The 23,594-nt window shown below is 68.1% G+C and carries 14 protein-coding genes and 3 CRISPR repeat arrays (1 of these 17 running past the window's edge); of the genes, 3 read left to right on the top strand and 11 right to left on the bottom strand.

Going from position 1 to position 23,594, the window contains the following annotated elements:
- A CRISPR array of direct repeats spans positions 1–1,257; the repeat unit is 28 nt; unit sequence GTCGTCCCCGCACCTGCGGGGGTAGTTC (it extends 1,639 nt beyond the left edge of the window).
- A gap of 353 nt (positions 1,258–1,610) precedes the next feature.
- From cas2e to ACZ4NB_RS05345, 11 genes are all read right to left on the bottom strand, one after another.
- Entirely contained in the window at positions 1,611–1,949 is a 339-nt protein-coding gene (gene cas2e, locus ACZ4NB_RS05395; protein WP_467658452.1) for a type I-E CRISPR-associated endoribonuclease Cas2e, read from the bottom strand.
- Complete coding sequence (cas1e, locus tag ACZ4NB_RS05390; RefSeq protein WP_467658450.1) at positions 1,946–2,932, bottom strand: type I-E CRISPR-associated endonuclease Cas1e; 987 nt, start codon at positions 2,930–2,932, stop codon at positions 1,946–1,948. Before cas1e ends, cas2e begins: the two co-directional genes overlap by 4 nt.
- Positions 2,925–3,722 (bottom strand): type I-E CRISPR-associated protein Cas6/Cse3/CasE, encoded by a 798-nt coding sequence (cas6e, locus tag ACZ4NB_RS05385; protein WP_467658449.1) that lies wholly within the window; start codon positions 3,720–3,722, stop codon positions 2,925–2,927. The genes cas1e and cas6e overlap by 8 nt, the downstream gene beginning before the upstream one ends.
- 4 nt (positions 3,723–3,726) lie before the next feature.
- A complete protein-coding gene (gene cas5e / locus ACZ4NB_RS05380; RefSeq protein ID WP_467658448.1) occupies positions 3,727–4,518 on the bottom strand; it encodes a type I-E CRISPR-associated protein Cas5/CasD in 792 nt (263 codons plus the stop codon).
- Positions 4,518–5,678: a type I-E CRISPR-associated protein Cas7/Cse4/CasC gene (cas7e, locus tag ACZ4NB_RS05375; RefSeq protein WP_467658446.1), complete on the bottom strand. Its 1,161-nt coding sequence runs from the start codon at positions 5,676–5,678 to the stop codon at positions 4,518–4,520. Before cas7e ends, cas5e begins: the two co-directional genes overlap by 1 nt.
- A 108-nt stretch (positions 5,679–5,786) precedes the next feature.
- Positions 5,787–6,932 carry a type I-E CRISPR-associated protein Cse2/CasB gene (gene casB / locus ACZ4NB_RS05370; protein ID WP_467658444.1) on the bottom strand — a complete coding sequence of 382 codons (1,146 nt, stop codon included), beginning with the start codon at positions 6,930–6,932 and terminating at the stop codon, positions 5,787–5,789.
- On the bottom strand, positions 6,929–8,632 hold the full coding sequence (gene casA, locus ACZ4NB_RS05365; protein ID WP_467658443.1) for a type I-E CRISPR-associated protein Cse1/CasA: 1,704 nt from the start codon (positions 8,630–8,632) through the stop codon (positions 6,929–6,931). The genes casB and casA overlap by 4 nt, the downstream gene beginning before the upstream one ends.
- 290 nt (positions 8,633–8,922) lie before the next feature.
- Positions 8,923–11,838 carry a CRISPR-associated helicase Cas3' gene (cas3, locus tag ACZ4NB_RS05360; protein ID WP_467658648.1) on the bottom strand — a complete coding sequence of 972 codons (2,916 nt, stop codon included), beginning with the start codon at positions 11,836–11,838 and terminating at the stop codon, positions 8,923–8,925.
- A gap of 145 nt (positions 11,839–11,983) precedes the next feature.
- Positions 11,984–16,588: a CRISPR direct-repeat array (repeat unit 28 nt; unit sequence GTCGTCCCCGCACCTGCGGGGGTAGTTC).
- A 92-nt stretch (positions 16,589–16,680) separates the two neighbouring features.
- Positions 16,681–17,136: a CRISPR direct-repeat array (repeat unit 28 nt; unit sequence GTCGTCCCCGCACCTGCGGGGGTAGTTC).
- A gap of 126 nt (positions 17,137–17,262) precedes the next feature.
- A complete protein-coding gene (locus ACZ4NB_RS05355; protein ID WP_467658442.1) occupies positions 17,263–17,853 on the bottom strand; it encodes a hypothetical protein in 591 nt (196 codons plus the stop codon).
- A 30-nt stretch (positions 17,854–17,883) separates the two neighbouring features.
- Positions 17,884–18,363 (bottom strand): hypothetical protein, encoded by a 480-nt coding sequence (locus ACZ4NB_RS05350; RefSeq protein ID WP_467658441.1) that lies wholly within the window; start codon positions 18,361–18,363, stop codon positions 17,884–17,886.
- Between the two features lie 336 nt (positions 18,364–18,699).
- Entirely contained in the window at positions 18,700–18,978 is a 279-nt protein-coding gene (locus ACZ4NB_RS05345; RefSeq protein WP_467658439.1) for a helix-turn-helix domain-containing protein, read from the bottom strand.
- 754 nt (positions 18,979–19,732) lie between these two features.
- On the opposite strand from ACZ4NB_RS05345, the gene ACZ4NB_RS05340 reads away from it, so the two are divergent.
- From ACZ4NB_RS05340 to ACZ4NB_RS05330, 3 genes are read left to right on the top strand one after another with little or no spacing between them, the layout of a single operon-like run.
- Positions 19,733–20,113 carry a hypothetical protein gene (locus tag ACZ4NB_RS05340; protein WP_467658438.1) on the top strand — a complete coding sequence of 127 codons (381 nt, stop codon included), beginning with the start codon at positions 19,733–19,735 and terminating at the stop codon, positions 20,111–20,113.
- On the top strand, positions 20,110–23,316 hold the full coding sequence (locus tag ACZ4NB_RS05335; protein WP_467658437.1) for a WD40 repeat domain-containing protein: 3,207 nt from the start codon (positions 20,110–20,112) through the stop codon (positions 23,314–23,316). The genes ACZ4NB_RS05340 and ACZ4NB_RS05335 overlap by 4 nt, the downstream gene beginning before the upstream one ends.
- A 2-nt stretch (positions 23,317–23,318) precedes the next feature.
- Positions 23,319–23,540: an Imm49 family immunity protein gene (locus tag ACZ4NB_RS05330; protein WP_467658436.1), complete on the top strand. Its 222-nt coding sequence runs from the start codon at positions 23,319–23,321 to the stop codon at positions 23,538–23,540.
- Positions 23,541–23,594 lie beyond the last annotated feature (54 nt).

Below are 23,594 nucleotides of genomic sequence, written 5' to 3'. Positions count from 1 at the left end.
CGCGGACCGTCGTCCCCGCACCTGCGGGGGTAGTTCCGCTGGTTCCGGGAGTTGAACGAGTCCCTCACCGTCGTCCCCGCACCTGCGGGGGTAGTTCGCCCTTTCTCAACCGATCCGCTGATACTTTTGCGTCGTCCCCGCACCTGCGGGGGTAGTTCGCCGAACCAGTCACGGCCGATCCGCACAAAAGCGTCGTCCCCGCACCTGCGGGGGTAGTTCGAGGTCCTGAAGGGAGTGCACCTGACCGCGGAGGTCGTCCCCGCACCTGCGGGGGTAGTTCCGCCGATGGCATCCTGATGCGGGACGGCGCGCAGTCGTCCCCGCACCTGCGGGGGTAGTTCCCGCTCCGGAAACAGCTGCCGGTCCTCCCACGCGTCGTCCCCGCACCTGCGGGGGTAGTTCCAGGGACCCGTGCGCTCGCTCACCCGCGGGCAGGTCGTCCCCGCACCTGCGGGGGTAGTTCCTCCTCGGCGTGAGCCCGGCCACCGCCGGCCGTGTCGTCCCCGCACCTGCGGGGGTAGTTCGGGTGCTGCCAGTGCCCACTGTCACACTCCGGACGTCGTCCCCGCACCTGCGGGGGTAGTTCGCCCGGCCAAGGTCCCCCGCCCCGCGTGCAGACGTCGTCCCCGCACCTGCGGGGGTAGTTCCGAACAGCGTGACCGCTTCAAGGGCCACGTCGAGTCGTCCCCGCACCTGCGGGGGTAGTTCGCTGCACGGACCTCGCGAGGTCACCGAGGGCGGGTCGTCCCCGCACCTGCGGGGGTAGTTCTCCGCGTGGGTCGCTGTTGTCGTCGCTCCACTCGTCGTCCCCGCACCTGCGGGGGTAGTTCTCCGCATGGGTCGCTGTTGTCGTCGCTCCACTCGTCGTCCCCGCACCTGCGGGGGTAGTTCCCCGGACAGCGACGGCACGACCGGCACCGTCGCGTCGTCCCCGCACCTGCGGGGGTAGTTCCCGCACGCTGCGCCGCCTTCTGGCCGGGGGTGGGTCGTCCCCGCACCTGCGGGGGTAGTTCCCGCGGGGCGGAGCCGATGGAGCCGCCCGCGCCGTCGTCCCCGCACCTGTGGGAGTAGTTCGGGAGTCCGGCTGTGACCGCATCCCGCCCGGCCGTCGTCCCCACACCTGCGAGGGCAGTTCTGCCCTCTATGGTCGCGGGGATCTCCACCGGTTGTCGCCCCCGCACCTGCGGCGGTAGTTCCCCGCCGCACCCCATCGTCGTCGGCCCCGGGCCGTCGTCCCCGCACCTGCGGGGGTAGTTCTTGACGATTGCCCGCGTCTACGCGGCGTGGGTGGTCGTCCCCGCACCTGCGGGGTAGTTCGCTGTACTGAAAAGTCGAAATGAGCGAGCCCACGTCGTCCCTGCACCCGCGACCGCGCGCTTGGAACGGAGCGGGTGTGGGGATGACGACGCGAAGTGGACTCCGCCATCGTCTGAAGTACCCGATGGTTGCGGGATGACCTGGTCCGGATCGAAAACCGGCCTGAAAGGCCGGGAGCTATCCCTTCGGGTTCGGGGATGGCAGGCTGTCTTGGTCTGACTCCTAGTGATGCCGTGAACTACCCCTACCTGTGCTGCTACGGCGCTTGTCACCCTGGGTCGATTGTCACGTGATCACGGCGTTTCGTTCACTTGACTCGCGGCCTTCCACAGCTGCCCAGCGTTCCCCCTCGGCCTGGCCATGAGGGTGAGTCCGTCGAAGTCGGTGGGGGTCCAGCGGTCTTGGCCGGCTGTGCGGACGGCCCAGCCCTGTTCGGTCCGGGCAGGTTCGATCATGACTGCCTGGCCGTCACAGATGCGGTCAGCCAGGACCTTCCACAGCCCGTCGCGAATACGCACATTGGGGCTGCCGACGAAGACTCCTGGGGCGACTTCGACAAACCAGCGGGTCAGGTGGCCCCGGAGGCCGGGCGGGGCGGCGATGAGCACCACGACCGTGGTCACAGCGCTCATGAGCCTGTGCTCCCGCTCAGGTCAGGAATGACGTCAAGATGGCCATCAGGGCCGAAGGGGTCCGAACCCCAGTTGCGGCCGCCACTGACGACGCCGTCTCCATCGCCCCACAGTCCTCCCAGGTCTTCCTCCAGCAGGGCGGCGCCTTCCGGGACCAAGAGGTCCTTGATATCTGCGACAACGCGGGACAGCAGCTTGCCCTCAACGACAGCATCGCGAAGAGCCGTACGGGCGTCGCGCTCCGAGGTCAATCCTTTGGCGGCGAGGTCGAAGGCCAGCGGGATGGTGAACTCGGCCTTGTAGAGGTCGGCGACGTCGAGGACGAAGGACAGTGCGGAGCCTGTGTGGACGAAGCCGAGTGCTGGGCTGGCGCCGAGGCCAGTGATGACGGCGTGGCAAATGCCGTACAGCGCGGAGTTGGCCGCGGACAGGAGTCGGTTGACGTCGTCGCCCTGCGCGAAGGCGTCTCCGGGTTTGTATTCCCGTTTTGTCCAGGGCACTCCGGTGCGTTGGGAGTGTTGGGCGTAGAGCCGGCGGACGCGTGTGCCCTCGCGTCCTCGTAGTTGCTGAAGGGTGAGGCCGGCGGTGTTTTCGTCGGGGAAGCGCATGTCGTACATGCGGCGGGCGACCGCGACGCGTTCCTTGGGGCGGGTGACGAGCCATGCCTGCCGCAGCTGGAGCTGGGAGCCGCGCGCGACGCCGTGGCCTGAGGCGTAGAGGCGGACGCCGTGCTCGCCGACCCAGCACAGCGAGGTGCCGGAGTCGGCAAGCAGGGTGACGGCTCCGTGAGTGATGCGGCTTCCGGGGCCGATGAGGAGGACCGCGAGCCAGGCCGCCGGAACGTGTACGACTCGCGCTTTGTTGACCAGGACGACGGCGTTGTCGTCCCGGTCGATATGGCAGCGTTCGACGTACAGGCTGGAGACGCGGTCCTCCAACCTGTGCACTTGCTGCGGACCGGCCCGCCACCAAGGCTCAGGCACTGGTCACCGCCGCTTCCGCTCTTACCGGGGCCAGAGTGAGCAGTCCCTGCCCATATCCCTTGGCCGGCCCGACGCCTCCCAGTAGCGCCGCGCGCAACGCGTGGGGGTCGGTGACTCTCAGCCGCCCTTCGAAGGTGGCCGTCGAGAGGGTGATCCGCGGCCCATCGCGGTGTTTGTTGAAGCGCAGGATGTCGCGGCTGACGATGGATACGGCAGGTCCCGGACCGAGGAAGTCTTCCGGCTTGAGTCCTGGGGCTGGCGCGTGGGAATGGGCTTCGGGGACGGTGAAGCCATGGCGTTCGGCTCGGGCGAGGAGCCAGTTGAGTTGCTGGGCTGCGGTTCGGTGGGCCACGCGGAAGCCCCGCGGACGGTGGGCATTGGCGTCAGGTTGTTCTGCGTGGGCTTTGAGGCGGGCGTTTTGCTGCTCGCTGGGCTTTGTGGGGCGCTGCACACTCTGGACGGGGTTGGCGGTCAGCCGAAAGCCGAATTCCCTGCCGAGTGCGATGCGTTCCAGCAAGGGTGTGTAGTCGGCGATGAGCGGTTCGCCGCCGTCGGCTCCGGGCCAGCCGGCTTCGTCCACAAGGTGCTGCCAGGAGGGGCGGCTTTCGGTGAGGACGAGGATCTCGGCGCGATGGGTGGTGTTGTTCTCCATTCGCCACAGGACGCGCTCGGTGACGGGTTGCACGGCGAGGCCGGTGAGGATCGCCGCGTGCAGGCGGTGGGGGTTGGAGAGTAGGGAGACCGCTTTGCGGCGGCGCGGGTTGAGGGCAATCTTCGACAGGTAGGGCATCAGGTCACCAGCCCAGGAGTGCGAACGGGTCGTGGCCGGGGTTGACCGGAGGGGATTTGCCGTCAGCGGGTTCTGTCGGTCGCTGGCCGGTGGGGACGGTGACCCATAGGTGCCTGACGGTCCGGCGGCCGAAGAGGGTGCCGGTCTTGAGGTCGTAGGTGTCAGGGACATCGACGGCCAGCTGGTCGCCGGCGAGATCCTCGACTGTGGCCTCCAATGTCACTTCGGTCGCCCGAACTTGGTTGCGGCGGTGGGCGGATGCCTGCCACGGAACGACCGCCAGTGCATCGGGGAGTTCGACATCGGCGTGCAGGCCGAGGCTGAGCGGTCCGGTGGGTGGGCAGGAGCGGCGACCAAGGGAAAGCGGGTAGACGGGGTGGCGTACGGCGTGCTCCAGGCGCTCCAACAGGGGCGTCGGGCCGCGCAAAGCGGCGACGAAGACGGCGTCTTGGAGGTAGAAGCGCTGGGTGACGCCGGTGTACTTGGCCGGGCTGGTCTTGGTCTGCACGCCCTTGGCGTTCACTTTTGCGGAGGGCAACGGTATGCCACGGTGGTCGCTGAAGGTGTGGTAGTCGCGCAGCAGCGAGCCCGGCTGGTCGACACGCACGCCGAGCCGAAGGTCGAGGAGGTCGGTGATCGATGCCTCGCGGGCGCGGCCCTCGGCGGCCGCCAGGAGTCCGAGGACGCCGGACTTGGTGGGTTGGGGCCGGGTCTCGCGCCGGTTGTAGCGGGAGGGGCCGCCCCAGGACTGCAGTGGCGCGGCCAGCCTGAGGGTGAGGACGGCATGGCCGGTCATCAGGCGCCGGCCTTGGCGATCTCGCTGTCGGCGAGCCACTGTCCGACCAGTTCACCGAGGGAGTCGAGCAGTGTCGGGAAGGTGGTGGACGGGCCGAAGACCTCTGTGAGCTTGTCGGCCTCGACGTTGTAGGCGGCGAAGGTGCTGACCGGTTCGGCGCCCCAGGTGGCGCCGACGGACTTCAGCTCGTCGGCCAGGCGAACCGCGGACTCGGTCGCCAGGCCGGTGACGCCCACGACCGGCTCCTCGTACGCGGAGACCAGGTTCACCGGCTGATCCGTGCGGAGGGTGAGGAGCACGAGGTGGGGCAGAGTGCGGTGGGCGAAGGAGTTCTGGTGGCCGGTGGGCATGGAGCGGGTGAAGGCTTCGACGAACCGGATGGCCGTCTCGCGTGTGTCCTGGGCGGAGCTGAGGTTGTCGCGCAGCTGGTGCACGCCGAGGACGGCGTAGCGGTAGAGGGTGGAGGAGTTGAACTCGACGGTGCCGATCATGCCTGCACCGTGGTCCTCGGTGTTCTCGTCGTCCACGGCGGTGTAGTAGTCGAACTCCGTGCGCACGGCATGGGTGGACAAGGCATGGGCGACCTGGACAGCGGCGTCCACGTTGAGGGCGGGCAGGTCGGCGACCATGCGGCCGAAGAGCGCGACCTCCGCCGGGTGACCGGTCGAGAGGGTGGCGACCATCGGGAGCTTGCCGACCTCGGCCTTGAGGTCGGCGTCGGACAAGGCGACCAGTTCCGCAGCGCGGCCGTTCAGCAGCTTGACGATGTCATTGAGCTGCCGCTTGCCGAAGAAGAGGAGGTAGGCGGACTGCTCCTCCTTCTTGGACGACTTGGTGATCCCCAGGGGCTCCAGCAGGGCAGCGGCCAAACGGTCGGCCTGGGCGGCTTCGAGTCCCGCACCCCCCTCGGTGACCGCCAGGGTGAGCCGCTCGGCGAGCAGCGCGGCGATCCGCTTGGTCCGCGTTGCCCGGTCGGCCGGCTCGACGGCTTTGGCGAACTCGGTGCGGGTGGCTCGCTTCCACGCCTGGGAGGAGACCCGGGCGCGGCGGGCTCCGCCGTAAAGCGCCTGCTTGGGAGTCCCGGAGTCGTCACGGTTGGCGTTGGAGGGGGGCAGACTCTGCAGGATGTGGACCTCGACAAACAGGGTGGGCTGAGTCATGAAGGGCTCCTCGGTGACATCACGTGTCGCCGAGCGGCAACACGATGCTGGGCAAGGGAGGCTGATGCGGCGCCGGACGACGAAGCGGCTGTCCGTCCGGCGTCGGTGTCAGGAGTTCTTGGAAGTGGGTGCGACTCGGAAGTCGCGGTCCCAGCGGTCACGGAAACGGCCGTGGGCGTTCGGCCGCTTGGGGTCGTCCCAAGTCCGCAGGGCGGTGCGCAGAAGGTCGTAGTCGAGTCCGACTTCGGCGCGGGAGAGCAGGGTGACGAAACCGCGCAAGTGCATGGCGAGCTCGCCGCTGTCGATCGAGGTGAGGAGGGCGCCGAACCGGCGCTCCAGCGCTTCCTCTCCGCTGCCGGTCTTCGCCAGCAGCAGGCGCGCTGCGGTGCCCGGGGAGTTTCCGGGGACGTGCATCGTCCGGCTGCGGCCCTGCTGGTGCCTCCCGAAGAGGGCAAGTGCGGCATGCTCGGCGATCAAGTCCCGGGTGAGGGCCCCCTGCTCCCGCAGGTCAGAGGGCATACGGGTCCGGTAGTGCGGCCACATCGCGGGGATCGTGCCAGCCTCGCGGCCTGTGCCGGACCGCAGGGCCGCGAGCTGGGCACCGGTCTCCACCCGGTCCGGTGCGAAGCGGGTCCAGTACGGGGTGGAGTGGGCGTTGTCCTCATCGGCGGCGGACGGTTCGATGTACTGCAGTCCCCAGGAACGCAGGACCCGGTCTCGGCCCGGGCTCTCCCAGGTGGCAAGGTTGTACATCAGCCGGGTGTAATCGAGCCCGATACCTGCCTGTGCCAGCAGCGGGACGAGCCGATGCAGGTGCTGGACAAGCTCATAGAGGTCCTGTGCAGTGGCCGCCGCAATCAGCCGCTGCTCCATAGCACTTGCCGAAAAGACTTCGGCGCGACGCAGTTCCCGGCAGGCCGTGCCCAGGCCAGCCTTCGGTCGATGGGCGGGCTCGGCAGCTGTTTGCTGGTGCCGGCCGAAGAGGGTGAGGGCTGCGTGCTCGGCGATGTAGAGGTCGGGCAGGCGGTCCGAGTCCCGGGCTGCGTCTGTCAGCCGCACCCGGTGGACGTCCCACATGGCGGGAACGGTGCCCGGCTCACCGCTGATGCCGTCGCGCAAGCCGCGCAGCTTCCGCGCGACGTGCTCGGAGAACCGGGGACGGCCCTCCTGGCTGCCAGCTCGCCAGTCGGCTGCTGCCTCGTCCCAGAAGTAGGTGCGCAGGCCGCTGCGGGTCCTGCCGGTTGCGGTGCTCATGCCGCCGCCTCCCCGTTGTCCGAGCCGCTCCCGGGGAGCCGGGTCAGGATCTCGGCGAGCTTCTTGTGGAAGAGGCCGACGGCCTTGCCGCTCCGGTACACGACCTCCTTGCCGTTGTGCTTCGCAACCCGTCCCACGACCGCGCGGGGCGGCGCGGCAGCAAGGAGTGCTTCGGCCTCACGGACGGCGGCTGCCCGTACGGACAGCTCCCAGGCGAGCTGGGCGCGCTCCAACAGGTCGTCGTCCTCACCGACGGTACGCAGCCCGGCGAGCAGCCGGCGCATCGTTGCGTCGAGACTGTGCAGGAACTGGGAGGAGGGGCGCTGGCCCTTGTCCCGCGGCAGTGGATCGCCGCCGGAAGCCCGTCGCAGATCGTTGTTGAGGTTGTCCAGTGCGCGGCCGACCTGGTCCGCCTGGCTAATACACTCCAAGATGGCGGCGCGCAGCCAGTCGTCCTCGGCGAGTAGGGAGGCCACCGGCAGCGGCAGGCTGTCACCGATGGCGTTTTCGACGACAGCGGACTGGGTGCCGTATTCAAGACCGCAGATCTCCACGCCGAGCGGGTAGTCGGCGGGCAGGACGTCTTCCGCGCCCAGATCACTGGTCTGGCGGAGGAGGACGGATGTGTACGGTCCGTCGCCCTCGACGGGCACGGCCAGCGCGAGCAGGGTGCCCAGTCCTTGCCAGGCCGAACGGCCGGAGGCGTGGCGGCGGGGGCGCCGCGGGGGCTGACCTGCCTTCGGCTTGGCGGTGTGGGACCAAGCAGTGTGGGGATCCCATTCCGGGGTCTGGGCAAGGCGGTCGCCGGCACAGACGATTGCCCGATGCACGAGCGGCCCCTGCTGCGTCTCGCACGGGATCAGTCGGATGCGGCGGGCCTGGAAGGTGAGCAGGTCCAACAGTCCGCCGGCCGCGCGGGGCGACCACTCGGGACCGGCCGGCGACTTCCAGTCGAGCGATGCCGGGCGCTCGTCCCATGCCCACTGGGGCCGGTCCGCCGGGTCCAGGCCGTCGGGCACAATCGGCGTGTTCAGCATCAGCGTCTCGAACAGGTTCCGGCCCACCGGGACGATCACCCCGAGCTGACCGAGAGACCCCGTCACGTTTCCGGTCGTTTTGCCTTCTTTCGCCTGTGGATCACCGACGGCTCCGGTCTTGATGGAAGCCGTGTCCCAGCAGTGTGCGTGCAGCAGCCACAGCAAAGCCTGACCAGGCTCCAACAGCAGCTCATCGCCCTCGGTGACTGAACTGAAGAGCGGCACGTTGTTGCCGGAGGCGATCGACGGCACGAGTTGCGCAGGCGACTTTGTCTCTCCGTTGAGCGCTTCCAGGCGAGCGACCTGCGCAAACGGGCGCTTGTCGTCGAAGAGCCGGAAACGGTCGCCGTAACGGGGGCCTAGGTAGTCGGTCAGCCGCCCCACCTCGGCGTCCGAGAATCTGCCGCGCTCGAACCGCTCCGCCCACTCCTGCCGCGTGCGCGGCACGCCGATGGCATCAAGCACCACGGGCAGCAGCATCTGTCGCAGCAACGCGGGCAGCATCGTGGGCACCGGCAGCTCCAGCCTCCGGACCGTATGCGCACCCACCAGCACGGGCAATAACCCGGCCGTGCGGGTTGCGCCGTCGGTATCGCCTGTGGTGAGCCAACCGCCGTGAACGAGTTCTCCGTCGCCCATCGTGGTTCCCCCTCCGTAGATCATGCGCGCGCCTCCCCAGGCGCGCAGGAGGACAGCACAACTCCTGCCCGAACAGGGGGAGTTGGCGTGTCACTCGACGCAATCAGGCTTGCACACAACGCTTATTGCTTACAACCGAATCCGGCGCATTCGATGGCTGCACGCCCCCGCGGCCAGCCCGAGCGGCGGCCCTGTACCCTGCCCGACGGCGCACGGAGCCGCTCCTCCCCGGATACGGGGGTGTTCCCGCTTACTGCTTCACGTCGTCCCCGCAGCGCGGGGTAACAGGACTCCAGGCCGGCTCCGCGCGCCGTTCACCCTCGTTGGACGACCAATCCCAAAACGTCGTCGTACGAGACCCTGTCCTGGCCCAGTACAGCCGTCCCGTCTTCCTCCAGCACCAGCGCCGGCGTGTACCTGAGCCAGGGATGACCGACCCACCCAGGCAACGGAACGAGTCCGGTCCCCTCCGCCTCCGCAGCCTCCGTCAGCCGGGGAGGCAGCCGCACTGTGCCACCCAGAAGTCGGCCGATCACCGTTTCGTCATCCACCTCACCGTGCACGCCGATCCAGGTCCCGTCGATCGCCCGATAGCCGCCGGGCGAGCGCCGGACGATCACGGCCTCCACCGACCGCTTCCCATCCCGCACCACGGCGTCGAGGTCCTCTTCGGATGCCGCCCGAACGCCGGCGTAGTGGAGCCCCTCCAACGTTGGCGCCGCCCATTCCCGCGGGCGGGACAACAGGAATCCCTCCGCGTTCTTCTCCCGCTGCTGCTCCTTTGCCCGCCACACCTCACCAGCTGCGGCCTCGCCCCAGTCCGGTGGGCAGAGCTCCGCCTCCCCGTAGGCCCTGGCAACCAGACCCGGCACATCGGCCGGGATGCTCCACCCGTCCTTCTGCCGCGTTCCTCCGCTCAGCGGTCCCGCGGCTTCGGCGACAAGGGCAGCCGCCCTTAGCAACGCCCACTCCCCATAGATCTGCTTGGACGCGGGCAGGAACCGCGGACGGCCTCTTTCACCTGCCACCACACCCGTCACCAGTACACGCGGTTCGCCGAACGCAGACGGCCTCCGGGTGCCGCTGTGCCGGTGGAGCCGCCCGATGCGCTGCAACAGAAGGTCGACGGGAGCAAGGTCCGTGATGAGTAGATCCGCATCAACATCAAACGACTGCTCGGCAAGCTGTGTGGCGATCACCACCATCCGGCCAGGCCGCTCCTCCTTGGCCTCTGGCCCCAGCAGTCGCAGGCATGCCTCGGTGCGCTCTGCTCGGTGGGCGGCACACAACCTGCCGTGCAGCAGTTGCACCTGCCCCTCGAAACCGGCCTCCGTCAAGGCACGGTGAATGGCCTGGGCTCGGTCGACCTGGTTCACCACCACCAGCGCCACCCCGCCGTCGGCTACCTCTTCCTTCACCGCCGAGGCGAGCAGCTTCCCGTCCTGGGCGACATCGGGCAACCAGTCGATCCGCGTCGGCGTCGACGCACGCCAGGACGGCACCACTTCACACGAACTCTCTGCCACAGAAGCCCCGTTGAGGGCATAGGCCACGGTGACACACGGATAGCCGGCTGGCTCTGGCACCGGACAGACCGCATCCGCCATGCTCAGAGCGCCCGACAGATATCCATCGACGCATGCCTGCCGCTGCGCCGGCGGAAGCGTCGCCGAGAGCAGGACCACCGGGACCTTGGCCTGCCCGAGCCAGCGCAGCGCCTCCAGGAGGAACTGGCGCATATAGACGTCCGCGGCGTGCACCTCGTCCACCACCACTACCTTGCCGACCAGCCCGGCGAAGCGCAGCATCACGTGCCGCGTGCGGGTCGCCGCGTGCAGGAGGTGATCCACAGTGCCGACAGCAAAAGCCGTCAGCAGGCCCCGTTTGTTACCCAGGAACCACCGAGCCGGGCCGTCACGCCCCTCTGGAGGTTCGCAGGTTCCGGCCGATGGCCAGGAAGACAGGCCGTACTCGGCGTCCTCCTCGATCGACCCGTAGACGTCGAACGGATCCAAGGCCACCGACTCTTCGCCCTGGCCGGATTCTCCAACGGGGCCTTTGCGCTTGCTTTCCCAGATCTCCCGCCATGTCGGGTTGAATCGACGTTTCCCATGCAGTAGCGCGACCTGCGCTTCCAACTCTGGGTCGAACGTCCGCGCCCACTCCAGCACCTGCTCATACATCGGGTCGCTCGTCGCCTGCGTCGGCATGGCCACGAAGACACCGTCCAGCCCGAACCGTGCTGCCAGCACCTCGGCCGCCGCTAGCGCGGCCTTTGTCTTGCCCTCCCCCATCGGGGCCTCGGCCACCATCAGCCCCGGTACCGGCATCGACCAGGCCCGCTCAACGAGCTCCTGCTGCGAGGCCCTCGGGGACACGCCCAGCCGCCCGGTCAGAGGAGCAAGCCGACCGTCGGGAACCGCAAGTTCGTTCCACCCACCTCGCAGACCAAGCCGCTGCCACGCCGCCTCAGCCCTCTGGCGGGCTGAGGCCAGCGACACCTTCCGCGCATCTGCGATCCCCTCGAACTGCTCGCTGTCACTGGCGATCCAGTCCGCCATGACGATCAGCCCAGACAGTCCCAGTTGCTCCGCCCTGTTGAGGGCTCCCGCCGGCCGCGCATCGGCCAGATCCGCAAAGCCCACGGCTCGCGTGAAGACGTCTACGACCGCCCTCTGTGCCTCGTCCCACGCAGCTCCGCGCCCCTGCACTTCCCGATGTTTCGGCTTCAGGCCCTGGACGGAGGGAAATGTCCCGTGGTGGCCGGCCACCAACGGCCACACCCATGCCGCGCTCTCCGAACTCCCCCACTCCGCGACCAGCCTCGGCCGCAGCAACGCGGCGCCCGCCACGTCATGCCGCCACCGCTGCCGCCGGTCCGTCGGCAACCTCCCCCACCCCAGGCCCGCTGCCCTGACCGGAGCAGCCTCGGCATCGTCCAGTGCCTGGAAGGCAGGGCACGCCTTTCCGCAGTCATGAATCCCACAGATCCACATGAACCACAGACGCCCATGCCCGCCACTGACCTCCTCCAGCCGGTGCCGCAACGCAGCCGACAGGTACCGCTCCCACATCACCTCCGCCACGGCAGCGGTGTCCAGCAAATGCCCGAGCAGCAGGTGCGTCCGCCCGCCGTTCCGCGCCGCGGACTTCCCCCATAACCGAGACACCCTGGCAACCGTCTCCTCCGACAGCCCCATCCACCGCATCAAGTCGACAATCGACCGCATGTGCTCCACCAGCCCAGCCCCCTCCGTACAGTGGATCCGCACCATAGACCCGCCCACTGACATCGACCGTGGACACATGCCCCGACCCCCGACACTGGCAAATGAAAACCGGCCGCACCGCTAGCATCCACGCAGGTCAAGAAGTGTCGTCCCCGCACCTGCGGGGGTAGTTCCTCCTTGACCTTGCGGCCCCGGATCGTTCCCTCGTCGTCCCCGCACCTGCGGGGGTAGTTCGGTGACTACGCCCATCGTGGCTGTGTCCTGGTCGTCGTCCCCGCACCTGCGGGGGTAGTTCCGTACCGCCGCCAACGCCACCGCGCACCGCAAGGTCGTCCCCGCACCTGCGGGGGTAGTTCCGGGGGTGTCTCGGCTCGGGCGAATCGGTACATGTCGTCCCCGCACCTGCGGGGGTAGTTCCTTGTCCGGGTCAAGGATCGGCGCGCCTTCGGGGTCGTCCCCGCACCTGCGGGGGTAGTTCTCTGCCACCTCGCCCGTTATCCCGGCTCCGGCGGTCGTCCCCGCACCTGCGGGGGTAGTTCGGTGCACGACGGTCTGCCGGACCACCCGAAGGTGTCGTCCCCGCACCTGCGGGGGTAGTTCGCTGGCACACCTCTATCCACGCTGCCGTGGTGGGTCGTCCCCGCACCTGCGGGGGTAGTTCGACGAGGAGATCGAGCCGGCGCGAAACCGGTATGTCGTCCCCGCACCTGCGGGGGTAGTTCCCCCCTGACGCGTCTTCGCGCGTTCCTCGATCCGTCGTCCCCGCACCTGCGGGGGTAGTTCTCGGCCGCCGCGGTTGAGCTGCCAGCCGAAGGAGTCGTCCCCGCACCTGCGGGGGTAGTTCCGGGCTCAGGGGCACGCACCGGGGCCGGGACGGGTCGTCCCCGCACCTGCGGGGGTAGTTCCTGTTCCCAGGCTGCGGCTGGGGGCGATCCGGAGTCGTCCCCGCACCTGCGGGGGTAGTTCTCCCCCTCCCAGCGCCCGGTCCGCGCCGTGTGGGTCGTCCCCGCACCTGCGGGGGTAGTTCCTTACGTACCACGTCGAACATGGGCCTGTAGCGGTCGTCCCCGCACCTGCGGGGGTAGTTCGCACAGCAAGGTGAACAGCTTCACCCTCGACGAGTCGTCCCCGCACCTGCGGGGGTAGTTCCGAGCCTTTGTAGGCGATACGGCGCAAGGTTCCGTCGTCCCCGCACCTGCGGGGGTAGTTCGCCCTCCTTCACCTCGGCCCGAGGTCACCGTCAGTCGTCCCCGCACCTGCGGGGGTAGTTCCCGGTCGATCTGCCGCTTGGCCCGCTTCTGGACGTCGTCCCCGCACCTGCGGGGGTAGTTCTCTCCTTCTCCGCTCGCTGGCCCTTGGTACGGCGTCGTCCCCGCACCTGCGGGGGTAGTTCCGGCTTGGGCGCGCTTGTTCGGCGTGACGTCGTGTCGTCCCCGCACCTGCGGGGGTAGTTCGTCTGGAGCCAGCCTCCCCCACCTCACCGAGGCGTCGTCCCCGCACCTGCGGGGGTAGTTCTGACACGGTCCCTCCCGCCCGGCACCACCGAGGGTCGTCCCCGCACCTGCGGGGGTAGTTCGCGGGGGGTGGGCTGGGCGGTGGGGCTGCTGTGGGTCGTCCCCGCACCTGCGGGGGTAGTTCGCTGACCGTCCCGCGCCCAGTGCCGTTCCATCAGTCGTCCCCGCACCTGCGGGGGTAGTTCCCGCCCCGGAGACCCGCTATGACCGTCACTGGAGTCGTCCCCGCACCTGCGGGGGTAGTTCCTCTCCCGCGTAGAACTTCGACGCCCAGAACCGGTCGTCCCCGCACCTGCGGGGGTAGTTCCTCCAAGCGGCGTCCCTGCGGTTGGCGCGTGCCGTCGTCCCCGCACCTGCGGGGGTAGTTCCTGACCGCCGTGCCTCACGGAGGGGACGCATGAGTCGTCCCCGCACCTGCGGGGGTAGTTCGCTTGCCCCTCTCGCGAAGGCCACCCTCGCCGAGTCGTCCCCGCACCTGCGGGGGTAGTTCGATCCCTGACAAGACCGTACGCGTTCAGATGAAGTCGTCCCCGCACCTGCGGGGGTAGTTCTTGATTGAGCATCATTCGGCGCACCATAAAGGGGTCGTCCCCGCACCTGCGGGGGTAGTTCGCCGCGTACCAACGCCAGCTGGTGGCGGCCCGGGTCGTCCCCGCACCTGCGGGGGTAGTTCGCCGCCCCCGGCACCGAAGCCTGAATTGCCCACGTCGTCCCCGCACCTGCGGGGGTAGTTCGGGCGGCACGGTCCGCGGGTACCTGCTCCACCGGTCGTCCCCGCACCTGCGGGGGTAGTTCGATCCACGGCATCACCACCGACCGGGCCCGCGCGTCGTCCCCGCACCTGCGGGGGTAGTTCCTACCCCAGAGACGCCAATCATCACTAACCACTGTCGTCCCCGCACCTGCGGGGGTAGTTCCGTCGGCACGGACACCCTGGATATCGCCCCGACGTCGTCCCCGCACCTGCGGGGGTAGTTCCGACGATCGGGGCGCCGCCGCCTCCGCACCACAGTCGTCCCCGCACCTGCGGGGGTAGTTCGGCCGAGGAGTCAGAGAGCCACGCCAGCTGAAGGTCGTCCCCGCACCTGCGGGGGTAGTTCGTTTTCCGTCGACAGCAGCACCACGATCATCGCGTCGTCCCCGCACCTGCGGGGGTAGTTCCTTCGGGACCGGGGGCCGCCGTCGGGTCGGGTGGTCGTCCCCGCACCTGCGGGGGTAGTTCCTGTCAGATGAGTGTCAGAGAGGGGCTGTTCCGGTCGTCCCCGCACCTGCGGGGGTAGTTCCACTCCTTTCGTACGGGTGGCCGCCCGCGGGCGGGTCGTCCCCGCACCTGCGGGGGTAGTTCTTCACCCAACGCGTCCAGGCCCTCACCGGAACCGTCGTCCCCGCACCTGCGGGGGTAGTTCCGGCACCAACGCCTTGAGTTCGCGGGAGCCCTTGTCGTCCCCGCACCTGCGGGGGTAGTTCGTCCGTCCGCGGGTTGACCAGGTTCGGAGAGAGGTCGTCCCCGCACCTGCGGGGGTAGTTCGTCCCTGATGCCGTACGCCGGGGGGATCATCACGTCGTCCCCGCACCTGCGGGGGTAGTTCGGTGTCCACCCGGGGTGTCCACCGGCAACAGCCGTCGTCCCCGCACCTGCGGGGGTAGTTCTGGGGGCAGGGCGCGAAGCTGGGTGGCGGCGGGGTCGTCCCCGCACCTGCGGGGGTAGTTCCCAGCTGCCGATCGCCGCCTCACCCCCGCAACCGTCGTCCCCGCACCTGCGGGGGTAGTTCGTTGTGCAGCCTCGCGCTGACCAGCTCTACCGAGTCGTCCCCGCACCTGCGGGGGTAGTTCCCCGCGGGATTCGCCCCCGAGCCCGCAGACCCAGTCGTCCCCGCACCTGCGGGGGTAGTTCCCTCGAACGCCACCGACTCCACCGGCTCTGGTGGTCGTCCCCGCACCTGCGGGGGTAGTTCGCCACCGGCGAGGTCGACGCCCAAGAGGCGACGGTCGTCCCCGCACCTGCGGGGGTAGTTCGCCACCGGCGAGGTCGACGCCCAAGAGGCGACGGTCGTCCCCGCACCTGCGGGGGTAGTTCCCGGCTCGGGTACCGGGCCGGCGCTCCGTACAGGTCGTCCCCGCACCTGCGGGGGTAGTTCCCCTGCCCTCTCTCAGCGCTTCCTCGGTGAGATGTCGTCCCCGCACCTGCGGGGGTAGTTCCGTGCTCCTCGGATGTACGTTCGCTCACCCCTGGTCGTCCCCGCACCTGCGGGGGTAGTTCGCCCTACTGCGCTGGCCCGTATTGCCAACTGCGGTCGTCCCCGCACCTGCGGGGGTAGTTCCCCCCGGCACCGACGCCCGAGCGGAAGCGCGAGGTCGTCCCCGCACCTGCGGGGGTAGTTCCTCGACGGACGCGGAGCGGGAGATCTACCGGCTGTCGTCCCCGCACCTGCGGGGGTAGTTCTTTCAGAAGGCCAGCCGCGGCGGTGCCGCCACTGTCGTCCCCGCACCTGCGGGGGTAGTTCGGTCATGTTCGGCGCCACGACGGGAATCCTGCTGTCGTCCCCGCACCTGCGGGGGTAGTTCGCCGAACACCACCCCCCACACCCCCCTCTGCCGGTCGTCCCCGCACCTGCGGGGGTAGTTCCCCACGTGAGCGACGCTCACGTCCCCCGCATCCGTCGTCCCCGCACCTGCGGGGGTAGTTCTTCCCATTCGCGGGCGACGGCCTGTACCCGGTCGTCGTCCCCGCACCTGCGGGGGTAGTTCCAGGGGGCGGACTTGCGAGTGGCTCGGACGTTGGTCGTCCCCGCACCTGCGGGGGTAGTTCCTCGTCTCGACTTGCGTGGCGCGCGCTGCGCATGTCGTCCCCGCACCTGCGGGGGTAGTTCCCAGACTGAGGAGTGACCTTGAACTTCCTGAAGAGTCGTCCCCGCACCTGCGGGGGTAGTTCCCCGGCCGCATCGACGTTCACGTACAGCGGGGTGTCGTCCCCGCACCTGCGGGGGTAGTTCCGCTTCGGGGTCGGTGGTGGCGCAGGGCATGAAGTCGTCCCCGCACCTGCGGGGGTAGTTCCCCGGCCGCATCGACGTTCACGTACAGCGGGGTGTCGTCCCCGCACCTGCGGGGGTAGTTCCGCCCAGTGGATCGGCACCACCACCGGCCGCATGTCGTCCCCGCACCTGCGGGGGTAGTTCCCCCTGTGCGTCGTGTGCCTGGCCGAGGTCCGGTCGTCCCCGCACCTGCGGGGATAGTTCGTCCGCGACGTTCGCTGCCTCCTCGATCCACACGTCGGCCCCGCACCTGCGGGGTAGTTCACCCGCCTTTCGCGGTTTTCGAACAAGTGTTCAGTTGTCCCCGCACCTGCGGGGGTAGTTCGTCGAGGCGCTCGCCGACGAGATCGCCGAACGGGTCGTCCCCGCACCTGCGGGGGTAGTTCGGACGACAGGTCCACGCTCAGCGCCGGTGCCTCGTCGTCCCCGCACCTGCGGGGGTAGTTCGGCCAAAGGGCTGGAGACCCAATACGGTCGAGCGTCGTCCCCGCACCTGCGGGGGTAGTTCGCCGCTGCACAACTGCGTCGAGGCCGCGGGCCGGTCTTCCCCGCACCCGCGGGGGTAGTTCGAGCCGTCTCCGGCCTACCCCACATAGGAGACAGTCGTCCCCGCACCCGCGGGGGTAGTTCGGCTGTGGCGAGGCAGGCTGCATGCCACACACGGGCGTCCCCGCACCCGCGGGGGTAGTTCCCCCATCTCCTCAACGAACCGGGTGGCCATCTCGTCGTCCCCGCACCCGCGGGGGTAGTTCCGTGATGCCGGTGACGGGCGGACGAGTCGGCCTGTACGCCGGGTTCTGTCCCGCTAGCGAGTGGATCACGCTCTGACCTGCTGGTTAGCGCGCTCAGAGGGCTTCCGTCGCACTCCCAGCGACTTCTCAGGGACTTTCAGCCAAGATCCGTGAACCACGCTTCGATAGCGGCGAGACCGCGCGCTCCGGCCTCCGGCATGAAGTGCGTGTAGGTCCGGGGGGGGTGAACGCTGGATCGGAGTGACCGAGCCACTTCGCAAGCGACACGATCGACTCGCCCGCTTCGAGCATCACCGAGGCGTAAGTATGACGCAGGACGTGAAAGCCGTGCTCACGGCTCGGCTCCCACACTCGCGTGGCCTTCTCCCCCTTCTCCCGCTTCGGGAGAGGGAGAATCACCCCAGCCTTGGCCAGGGCCGGCTTCCAAGACTTGGTGTTCCACGTAGTCCGGTTGATTGCTCCGCCACGGGTTGTGGTGACCAGCAACGGCACCGTCACCTTGCGGCGCTCGTCCCGGGGAACATCTGGCTCTTCAGGATCGAGCCACGGCAGGGTCACCTCGATCGTCTCAAACTGCTCCTGGTGCACCAGCACCCGCTTCGCGAGGGCCTCCGTCACCGGTACGTCGCGCTCAGTGCCGCCCTTCGGTGGACCGAAGTAGAGCTGCGACTTGTACCGCAGAATCTGCCGCTCAATATGGACGAAGTCACCCCGCACGTCATCGGCGGAGAACCCGAACGCTTCCCCTTATCGCAGCCCGCACCCGACTCCGAGGTCAGCTGTGATCTGGTACCGCTTGGGAAGCTCTGCCCGCACCGCGTGGACTCGGCCCTGCGTCCAGGAGCGCGCCCTCCGCTCGGGCTTCTTGGGTGGCTTGATCGTGCTGTTGCCCTTGCATGGGTTACGGAAGAGACGCTTGTCCTCGACCGCGGCCTGCATGATCGCCTTTAGGTACACCCATGCGATGTACGCAGTGCCCGAACCCACTTCGCGCTGCACATCGGCCGACCACTTCCGCAGTTCGGCGACGCCGACATCGCGGAGTGCCAGTTCTCCGAGGTGCGGAAGCACCTGTCCCCAGATCCGGTACTCCATGCTCTCCAATGTCTGGGCTGGGTGTATCTGGGCCGGCCACCAATGCTTTTCGACATACTCACGCACGGTGATCTCGCCGTCGCGTGGATCGACGAAGTCACCGCGGCGCGAGTCCGTCTGCGTCTCGGCCAACCACGCCTTGGCATCCGCGACCGTCTCGAATGAGCGGTCGCGTACGCCCGGAATTCCCTTGACCCGGTAGCGGGTGCACTTCCCCCAGAGCGCAGTTCGCTCACGCTTACCCGTCTCCTTGTTCGGTCGCTTCTTGAGCCACCTGTCCTCTATTTACCCCGCCATGCGAGACCTCCATTTGTTCCGGCGGCTGGCCCGCTCAGCGCATCCCGGCGCTGCGCAACACACACAGACGACCTCCGTGCGCATCAAATTCCGGATGCAGCCGACGTCTTCAACTTTTGTTCTGCGGACAGGGCCACCGACGTCGAGCCGCACCAGAAACGCCTCTTGCGGTTAAGCAGCGCGACGCGCAGGACGCCGGTGCGGCGCCTTGCGCACCGGATTGAGGGCCGGGTTTGACCGCGAATCGGCGTTCTGCTGTTCCGTCAGCCATGTATCCAGCAGGTCTCGGCGATACATGACCCGCCCACCGGGGCCCATGCGGAAACTGGGCGGTCCCTGCCGCCGATGGCGCCAGACGTACAGAGTGTTCACCGAGATTCCCATGTACCTGGCTGCGTTCTGTACGTTCAAGAACGCTGCCTCGCCAGTGGGCTGTGTGTGGTTGCGCATCGCGAATCTCCCGATGAAACGTCGTCGGTCAGGTGGGCCTTTGATCGCCCACCGCCCCCGCGCGGCGCAGTACAGGACACCGCTCACGGGGGAGGATCAGGATCCGGAGAATCGCGGGTTTGGTGAAGCCGGGATTTGGTGATAAATAGCGCTCCCCGGCAGACCAAGGAGGCTCGACTCCGCACCAGGACGGTGCCGCTGGGCTCCGTCTCTCCAGTCAGCTGCGGGCCAGATGGGGAAATCGGTAAGGTGAAATGCAGCCCCGCGTCCGTGGCTGTCCGCATTGAGGTGTGGCGCCTGGATCCTGGCCATGGCCTCCTCGAGAAGCCAGGTGCATCACGGCCTGCCCCGCGGCGGCCAGCGGATTCGCGCGGTGGTGCCAGGTATACCTGCGTGCTTAGCCCGCTGCGGAAGCGCCCAACGGCGTGATCCGCGCCAATCTTTGTCAGTGCCAACGCCAACGCTTAGATTGCAAGCTTGGATGGTGTGCAGCAGTCCTGCGTGCGGGAAGCACAGGCCCTGGCTGAGCGATACAAGAGCGTGAGTTTCGAGGCGGTCTGTCACGGCGTCCTGCATCTGCTTCTGGACCCACCGCGGCGAACCATCGATGTCGGCGCCGGATCCACACCCTGAACCCAGCACGCCAACGCGAATCACGTCGATCAGGCGGATGCCATTCGCGGGAGCGAGGCGGGTGGCGTAGCCTCCGGACAGACCGCGCCACGAAAGTCCACCCGCCCGAGGAGTGAGGTGCATGTCCGTTCGATCGCCGCGGCCTCCTGGAGCGGCCTGCCGCTCTCGCGCGGCGGCCGCCGTCATCTCGACCGTGTCCGCCGCGGCCATCGCTGTCGTCATCAACATCTGGACGACCAGCTGGACTTGGCCCGCCGGGGCCGGCCTCGTCACACTGCTTGTGATCCAGGCACTCTTCGAATGGAGCCGGGCCCGCGCCGCCGACGACACCCCTTCGTCACCGTCCCGCTTGACGGTGGAGCAGCACTTCGCGGACGTCTCGGACAGCAGCATCACCGCGGCCCGCCGTCCCGCGGGAGGCAGTGACGCCGAAGTACGGCAGCGTCTAGGTTCGGTGACCCGGTCCACAATCGTCGGCATTGACGGCAACAGCAACCAGTGACGCTCGACAAAGGGCCGGGGGTCCCGGCAGACTTAACCAGGCAGTCCGGCTCTTTCGTCGGACGCGAATGGGCACTGGCCGAAATCGCATCCTGGTACAAGACCGACGAACCGCTACTCGCCGTATCGGCCGAACCAGGCGTAGGCAAATCTGCGCTCGCGGTACGGCTGGCCCAGATCTCGCTCGGTGACGTGCCGTCGACACAGGGACTTGGACCGGGCTGGCTGCACGCGTACCACTTCTGCCAGGCCCAACGATTCAGTTCGCTGAACGTTCGCAGTGTGCTGGAACAGGTGGCCGGACAGTTGTGCGCCACGCTCCCGGGATACGCCGAAGCGGTGGCGGACCGCGCTCCGGCCACCATTATTGCGGTCAACCAGGAGTTCACGGGGCCCGTGCGGGACTCCACCGTGATCGGAATCAACCGGCTGGTCCTCCCCGACGTCGAACCGCTTCAGCTGCTGGATAGTCTGTTCCGACAGCCGCTGTCCGAACTCGGGGCCGAGGCCGTCGTCCTGATCGACGCTGTGGACGAGGCCGAAGAACAGATCAGTGGTCCGCGGACGCTCGTCTGGCTGCTGTCCACGCTGCGCACCGAGCCCATACCAGGGCTACGTCTTGTGCTCACCGCACGCAACGGCCCTACTGCTGAGTGTTTCTCTCATGGTCGGCGATTGCGGCTGCTGCACGACGAACCTGCAGGGACGGACGACGTGCGCACATACCTCCAGGGACGCCTCCACGGCAGAGGAATCGCTGATCCCACTCGTGTCGCACAATCGATCGCTCAAGTAGCCGACGGCAACTTTCTGTTCGCCACCCTCGCCGCGTCCGAGGATTCCGAATTGCTGCGTCGCCTTGCCTCGGGCGAGCGTGCTCTGCCGCACGGGCTCGCGGACCTCTACAGCAGTTTCCTCGACCGTCAAGTGACTGCCGACCCCAGCCGGTGGCGCGAGGTAATCCGCCCGGTTCTCGGTCTCCTGGTACAGAGTCGAGGCGATGGATTCACACGGCATCAGCTAGCCCAGCTGTCCGGTCTTTGTCAATCAGCCGTTGACGATGCATTGGAGCTGTGTGCTCCTTATCTACGGGGTTCGTGGCCCGACGGACCCTTTCTCCCCTTCCACGGGTCATTGCGCGACCATCTCCGCTCGGCGTCCCGACACGGCGTCTACCCGCGAGAGTCGACAGAGCGGGTCATCGCGACGTTCCGCGCCGATATCACCGATCCCCATGGCGTGGAGCATCTCTTGGGCTACATGGCCGACCGTGTTCGGCTCATGCCCCCCGGCACAGGCAGCGAGCACACCGCCGAACACGACCGACGGGAACCACGAGAACTGCGCGAACTGGAGGAGACCGTCACCGACTGCGGCTATCTGAACGCGCGCATCACCGCGACAGGCGTGGACTCACTCCTGAACGAGATCACTGCTCTGCATGACCTCCTCCCGGAGAACCCGGTACTCGGTTCAATGCGCGGAGTTCTCGGACGTCAAGCGCACAACCTGCGCGGTGAATCCGGACCGATGACATCGTTCACCACCCAGCAACTCCTGTACGAGTGCTCGGTGAGCGGTCATTCCGATCTCTGCCGCATCGGTGGTCCCGAACACAAGCCGGTCATCGCGACCTTGTGGAGCGCCGCGAGCGGAAACTCCCGGCTGTTGTCTCACACGCTCGCCACCAGTGAATACTCCGTAGATGCCTTGGCTATGTCCGAGGACGGAACCAGAACGGCGCTCTGCGGATACACCTGGCACGGGAACGACATGCACAAGACCGTCCAGGTCTTCGACACGGAAACTGGTTCGGCGATTCGAGAGTTCTCGCTTGGCGAGAACAAGATGAAGGTGTTCAGTCTCCGATTCACCAACGACGGTCGGCGACTCGTAGCCCTGCGGATAGACGGAACGGGCATGGTCTGGGACCTGTCCTCCGGAACCGGGAAACCGGTGGCGCCCGACAAGTTCACCGAACTCCAGCCCACCTCCCAGCCTACGGAACTCCCGCCCTACGTCATCCCTGGGCAGGTCGGCCCGCTGGATCTTGCCGAGTTGACCGCGGCGGTCACCCCGGATCACCGGTACGCGGCCGTCTGCGCGGATCCCTTCCACTCAGTGATCGTGTGGGACCTCGACAAACGCACCACGCTGGGGCGCTACGACACCGACCTCGTCTGCTCCCTGGCCATCTCACCTGACGGCCGGCGAGTGGTCGTGGGCTCGGCCCTCGGGGGAGCCCATGTCCTAAGCCCGCTGTCTCCCGCGCCGCGACTCTCACTGGACGGGCACAGGGGCGCCGTGCGCACGGGGTCGTTGTGCGACGGCCGTGCGGCGACACTGGGGAAAGACGGAGAACTGAAAATCTGGGACGTCGCCACGGGCCGACTGCTGCGAACGATGGGCACGCCAACGATACCGGGCGGCGTAGATGCCATCGCCTTGGACGACGAGGCCAACCTGTGCGTCGTGGGTACCAGCGGCGGCAGCGCCACACTCCTTGACCTGCGGCTTTCGTCCCCGATCCGCCCACTCTTGGTCTACGGCAACCCCTGCGACGAAACCTGGCGGACGCGTGACGGCGCCCGGGACGAGGCGCTACCTCCCTTGGGCGCCGGTGACTGCCCACGCGAGCACTGGCCGACGCGCGTCAACGACCGCCATGGCTCCCCCATATCGGCCCTCGACATCTCACCTGACGGCCGCCGCATCGTGACTGGAACCTTCAACGGCGTGGTGCGTGTCTGGGATGCGGACACCGGCGATCTCGTACGCGAGGTGACACGGGCCGGGCACCTCGTCCAAGCCGCACGATTCACGCCGGATGGAAACCACCTCATCACCGTCGCCCAACTCGGCGGCCCTTTCCTCCCACGGTGGGAGGCAGTGGAAGAGTGGAACCTCGACACCGGCGAGCTGACCCAGGTTCTGTGGCCCGACGAGAACCACCCGCCCTTCCCTCTCCCCGCCGACGACACGGTCGCCGCTCTCACCAGAGACGGCCGCTACCTCGCAACCGGGCACCGCAGCGGCACGATCACGGTGCACGACCTAGCCGCCCGGCAACGAGTCGGCCGCCTGATACTGCACGGCGCCATCACGTGCCTGGCCTTCGATGGATCGCGACTCCTGGCAGGCACGGCCAACGGTGACGTCACACTGACTGATGTGCGGTCGGCGCCTGAGTCAGCGCGCGGTTGAGTGTGCGATCGGCTTCTCCCACACATACGCCTGCTGCCGGCTCCCCCGCGACGGGCTCCCCGGCTCACCCGTCCCGCTGCCCGGAATCGGGGCGGCACGGAGCACTGGACCCGCTCGCTGTTGCCTGCCTCGCCTACGACGGGGAGATCCCGATCGAGGTCGATTCTGAGTACCTGCCCAAGGAACTTCTGCAGTTCGGCTGGGCCGGCGAGGTCGACGCTTGAGCTACGACCGGCCGATCGCAGAACTCGCGCCACTCAACCACCGCATTCCTACGG

Source organism: Streptomyces sp. NPDC026575, assembly GCF_055567415.1.
This window is presented reverse-complemented; position numbering and strand designations above follow the sequence as displayed.

Bases quoted from the DNA above. Each gene is read 5' to 3' on its own strand.
- cas2e (WP_467658452.1), bottom strand. From the start codon at position 1,949: ATGAGCGCTGTGACCACGGTCGTGGTGCTCATCGCCGCCCCGCCCGGC.
- cas6e (WP_467658449.1), bottom strand. From the start codon at position 3,722: ATGCCCTACCTGTCGAAGATTGCCCTCAACCCGCGCCGCCGCAAAGCG.
- cas5e (WP_467658448.1), bottom strand. From the start codon at position 4,518: ATGACCGGCCATGCCGTCCTCACCCTCAGGCTGGCCGCGCCACTGCAG.
- cas7e (WP_467658446.1), bottom strand. From the start codon at position 5,678: ATGACTCAGCCCACCCTGTTTGTCGAGGTCCACATCCTGCAGAGTCTG.
- casB (WP_467658444.1), bottom strand. From the start codon at position 6,932: ATGAGCACCGCAACCGGCAGGACCCGCAGCGGCCTGCGCACCTACTTC.
- casA (WP_467658443.1), bottom strand. From the start codon at position 8,632: ATGATCTACGGAGGGGGAACCACGATGGGCGACGGAGAACTCGTTCAC.
- cas3 (WP_467658648.1), bottom strand. From the start codon at position 11,838: ATGCGGTCGATTGTCGACTTGATGCGGTGGATGGGGCTGTCGGAGGAG.
- ACZ4NB_RS05345 (WP_467658439.1), bottom strand. From the start codon at position 18,978: ATGCGCAACCACACACAGCCCACTGGCGAGGCAGCGTTCTTGAACGTA.
- ACZ4NB_RS05340 (WP_467658438.1), top strand. From the start codon at position 19,733: ATGTCCGTTCGATCGCCGCGGCCTCCTGGAGCGGCCTGCCGCTCTCGC.